At 69.1% G+C, this 4,966-nt stretch carries 3 protein-coding genes; 2 read left to right on the top strand and 1 reads right to left on the bottom strand.

Translation table 11 applies throughout. The annotated features are described in order from the left end of the window. On the top strand, nt 1-3,014 hold a 3,014-nt coding region (locus I71_RS18500), incomplete at its 5' end, for a peptidase domain-containing ABC transporter (protein ID WP_148294278.1). A gap of 39 nt (nt 3,015-3,053) precedes the next feature. After that, complete coding sequence (locus I71_RS18495; RefSeq protein ID WP_042696308.1) at nt 3,054-4,376, top strand: HlyD family type I secretion periplasmic adaptor subunit; 1,323 nt, start codon at nt 3,054-3,056, stop codon at nt 4,374-4,376. Between the two features lie 133 nt (nt 4,377-4,509). On the opposite strand, the gene I71_RS18490 is transcribed toward I71_RS18495, so the two are convergent. After that, nucleotides 4,510-4,773, bottom strand: a complete 264-nt coding sequence (locus I71_RS18490) for a hypothetical protein (RefSeq protein WP_042696307.1) — start codon at nt 4,771-4,773, stop codon at nt 4,510-4,512. Between the last annotated feature and the right edge of the window lie 193 nt (nt 4,774-4,966).

Genomic DNA, 4,966 nt, shown 5'->3' with positions numbered 1-4,966 from the left:
GCCGACCGCGTCCGCATGCCTTCATCATCGTGGCGCCCGACAACACCGTCACCGTTCTGGCCAAGCATCTGGACAAGGGCCAGGGCATCGTCACCGGTATCGCCACCATCGCGGCGGAGGAGCTGGACGCCGACTGGTCGCAGGTGCGCGGCGCCTTCGCCCCGGCCGACCAGAAGCTGTATGCCAACCATTTCTTCGGCATCCAGGGCACCGGCGGCTCCACCGCCGTCGCCAACAGCTGGGACGAGCTGCGCATGGCCGGTGCGGCCGCCCGCGCCATGCTGGTCGCCGCAGCATCCGCGCGCTGGAAGGTTCCGGCCGGCGAGGTGACAGTGTCGAAGGGCGTGGTCCGCCATGCCGCCAGCAACCGCCTCGGCCTCGACCGCCGGATCGCCAGCCTGCCGCAGGGCTACGAGACCATTGTCGGCGACGCCTCGCAGGAGGCTCTGCCCCGCGGCGCGCGCCAGATGATCTGTCTGGCCCGCGCACTGGTCCGCGAGCCGGCGGTTCTGCTGCTGGACGAGCCGAACTCCTCCCTCGACGTCGAGTCCGACCGGGTGTTCCGCCGCGCGCTGGAGGAGATGCGCGGCAACGTCACCATCCTGCTGGTCACCAGCCGCCCGTCGCTGCTGTCGCTGGCGGACCGGGTGGTGCAGATCGTCGACGGTCATGCGGTCGCCCGCAACCAGGCGTCCGAAATCGCCGGCGGGCAGCCGGCCCTGGTCGCCGCGCTCCCCGCCGCGGCGCCGGGCGAAGGCGCCGTCAAGGCCGCCGCCGAACCGATCCGCGCCGCCCACGACGATGGCGACATCCTGCGCCGCCGGCTGGCCGAAGCGTCGGCCGTCGGCGCCTGCATGGTGCCGCTGCTGGATGCGCTCGGCTGGCGCGGCGCGCCGCAGACGCTGGCGGAAGCCCTGCCCCACTTCTCCGAGGTGCAGACGGTGGAGGAGCTGTGCGACGTCTTCCAGCGCCTGCATTTCGAGGGGCGCAGCCTGCGCTTCGATCTCGCCCGGCCCGAGCCGTCACTGCTGCCCTGCCTGTTCCGCACGCGCGACGGAGGCATCTACACGCTGCTGTCCGCCGACGACAACGGCGTCCTAGCCTTCAGCGGCCAGTCGCGCGAGACGGTCGCGCTGAGTTTCGGCAAGGGCACCGCCTATGTCTTCGCGCCGCTGGACATTGCCAGCGCCGCGGGCAACCAGAACTGGGTCGGCACGGTCTTCCACAGCTATTTCCCGCTGCTGTGGGCGGTGCTGGGACTGAGCGCCGTCATCAACCTGCTGTCCGTCGCCGCCCCGCTTTTCACCATGGCGGTGTATGACAAGGTGATCGGAACCGGATCCTTCGACACTCTGGCGACCATCGCCGTCGGCGCGTTGCTGGTGATCGCCGGCGATTTCGCCCTGCGCCAGATCCGCGGCCGGGCGCTGGCCCATGCCGGATCGCGCATCGCCCGTACCATCAGCAACGCCACCATCGAGCGCATCCTGATGCTGCCGGTGGGCATGAGCGAGCGCGCCGCCATCGGCACGCAGATCGCCCGGGTGAAGGACCTGGAATCGATCCGCGACTTCATCAGCCAGGGTCAGGTCGCGGCCCTGTTCGACGTGCCCTTCGCCCTGTTCTACCTGGGCGTGATGGCGGTGCTGGGCGGGCCGCTGGCGCTGGTGCCACTGGCCGCCGTGCTGGTGACCGCCGCCATCGGCGCCGCCGTCCACCCGCTGGTGCGCGCCCGCACCGGCACCACCGCGCGCGCCGACACCGAGCGGCAGGAATTCTTCGTGGAAATGATCGCCAAGATGCCGGCGCTGCGCGCCATCGGCGGGTTGGCCCACTGGCGCGACCGCTATGACCGGCTGTCGGCGCGCACCGCCCGCTCGGGCCACACCGCCGCCAACCTGTCGGCGACCCACGCGGCGCTGGCCGGGCTGGTGGTTCCGGTCGCCGGACTCGCCACCGTCGGCGTCGGTGCCCTGCAGGTCTTCACCGGCGCCATGACGCCGGGTGCGCTGATGGCGTCGATGATGCTGCTATGGCGGGTGATGGTGCCGCTGCAGACCGCGGTCTCCATGCTGCCGCGCATCGAGCAGCTGCGCGCCAACGCCCGCCAGATCAACGGCCTGATGAGCATCCGGCCGGAGCGCGAGCCGCGCTGCGCCACCCTGCCGCCGCGCCGGCTGAAGGGCGAGGTATCCTTCTCCCGCGTGTCGCTGCGCTACCGCAACGATGCGGACCCGGCGCTGGTCGGCGTGACCTTCGCCGTCAAGCCGGGGCAGATTGTCGCCATCGTTGGACCCGACGGGGCCGGCAAGTCGTCGCTGCTGAAGGTGATGCTGGGCCTCTATGCGCCGCAGGCCGGCAATGTGCGGATCGACGGCGTCGACATCCGCCAGATGGATCCGGTCGACCTGCGCAAGTCCATCGGCTATGTGCCGCAGGCCAGCTCGCTGTTCTACGGCACCATCGCGCAGAATCTCCGCTTCGCCGACCAGACCGCCGACGAGGCCGAACTGCGCTGGGCGCTGTCGCTGGCCGGGGCGATGGACGAGGTGGAGGCCCTGCCGCGCGGGCTGGACACCCGCATCGGCGACAACCAGTCGCTGCGCCTGTCGCCAAGCCTGACGCAGAAGATCTGCCTGGCCCGCGCCTACATCCGGCGACCGCGCATCCTGCTGCTGGACGAGCCGGCGAGCCGGCTGGACTTCGAAGGCGACAAGGCCCTGCATGCGGCCCTGGCCGCGCTGCGCGGCCACAGCACAATCTTTCTGGTCACCCACCGACCGAGCCACCTGACGCTGGCCGATACGGTGCTGACGATGGAAGCCGGCATGATCGCTCCCGCCGCCCCGGCCGGCGGCCTGCCCGGTCCCCGCCCGGTCGGACCGGGAACAGGTCCGGGGGGTGGGGCGGGTGGTGGCGGCGGCAACGGCATCGCCAACGGCATTGCCGGGGCACTGCTGGGCGGGATCGGGCTGCAACGCCCGCCCGGCGTCGCCGCCACTCCCCAGCGCTGACGTCTTCCACTCTTTCCTCTATTCCGTGTGAACCGCAAGATGGCCGCTTCCGACCTCGCCCGCCCCACCGGCAAATCGCTCAGCGCCGACGATGCGACGCTGTCGCTCGTCCGCGCCACCATTCTCGTGCTGGTCGTGCTGATGGCGGCCCTGCTGGCCTGGGCCACGCTGATGCCGGTGAAGGAGGCCGTCGTCACCGCCGGGCAGGTGGTGCCGTCCGGCAATGCCCAGGTCGTCCAGCATCTGGAGGGCGGCATCGTGTCGTCCATCTTGGTCAAGGAAAGCGATCTGGTGGAGGCCGGCCAGCCGCTGGTCGTCTTCGATCCCAAGCAGGTCCAGGCGGAGCGCGAGCAGATGAACGCCCGTCTGCTGACGCTGGAGCTGCGGGCGGAACGGCTGCGCGCCTTCGCCGCCGGCCGCGCCCCCGACTTCGCCGCGGTCGCCGGTCCCGACACGCCCCAGACCGAGGCGCAGATCGCCGACCAGCGCCTGATCTACGACACCCAGCGTCAGGCCCGCGAAACCGCCATCGCCGTGCTGCGCGCCCAGGTGTCGCAACGCGAGGCGGAACTGGCCCTGTATGAAGGGCAGCTCGCCAACATCAAGGACCAGATCACCTTCATCACCGGCTCGGTCGACATCCGCAACCGGCTGGAATCGATGGGCCTGTCCTCGAAGCTGCAATCGCTGGACCCCCAGCGCGAGCAGTCGCGCCTGATGGGCGAGCAGCGGAGGATCGAGGGGCAGATGATCGCCACCCAGCAGGCGATCACCGAGGCCGGCAACCGCATCCTCGACCAGTCGGCCAAGCTGTCGCAGGACGCCGTGACCGAGATGGGCACGGTCACCGCCGAGATCGCCCAGCTGCGCGAGGCTCGTGCCAAGCTGGACGACCGCGCCGAGCGCCTGACCGTTCTATCGCCGGTGCGCGGGCTGGTGCAGGACCTGCGCATAAACACCATCGGCGCCGTGGTGCCGGAGGGCGGCGTGCTGATGCAGATCGTGCCGGTCGATCATGAGATGACGGTGGAGGCGCATGTCACCCCGCGCGACGTCGGCCATCTCCAGGTTGGGCAGGAGGCGACGGTCAAGGTTCTGACCTATGATTTCGCCCGCTATGGCGCCATCACCGGCAAGCTCCTGCGCATCTCCGCCTCCACCTTCCTGGACGAGCAGCACCGCCCCTATTACAAGGCGGTCGTGGCACTCAGCCGCAACCATGTCGGCCGTGACGACGTCCAGCACCCGGTGCTGCCCGGCATGACCACCCAGGTGGAGATGACCACCGGCGAACGGTCGCTGCTGGAATATCTGCTGAAGCCGATCTACTTCGCTCTGTCCGACAGCTTCAACGAGCGGTGAGGGTGGAAGGGAATCTCAAGGTTCCCTCTCCCCCGGAGCGGAGAGGGGGTTCCGGCCACTCGCTCCCATGCCACGAACGAAAAAAGGCCGCCGGTCCCGAGCTGGACGGGCGGCCCAAAGGCAAGGGAAACGGTCAGTAGGCGCCGAGCGACCGGGCGGCGGCGGCGAATTCCTCGGCCAGCCAGCCTTCCTGCCGGATCAGGTGAGCCATCAGATGCTTCATCGCCGCCTCGTAAGCCTCGGCACGCTCGTCCTCGGACAGGTTGGCCGCGGCAAGGCGGGCGACGAAATCGTCTACGGCCTTTTCGGGCATCAGCGGTTCCGCCTTGTGCGTGTTGACTTGGCTCATGACGCTGAGCAACCTGGGGGTGGTGTTGGCGATTTGCTGCGGGACCATCGGAGCGCCTTAAGGTTGGACGCGATGCTTCTATCGATAATGAGCCTCGGTTTGGCGGGTGTGAAGGCGTTATTTAGCGCTTAAATGCGATAAATTTATAAGACATTTGATACATATCGTTTCAAACTTGGTTTGCCGGTGGCGAAAAGCGGCAGCCTCGCCGCCAGCCGTGCTCCGACACAGCTCGACAGAA

It is taken from the genome of Azospirillum sp. B506, assembly GCF_000333595.1.
In the GTDB taxonomy this organism is placed as follows: domain Bacteria; phylum Pseudomonadota; class Alphaproteobacteria; order Azospirillales; family Azospirillaceae; genus Azospirillum.
This window is presented reverse-complemented; position numbering and strand designations above follow the sequence as displayed.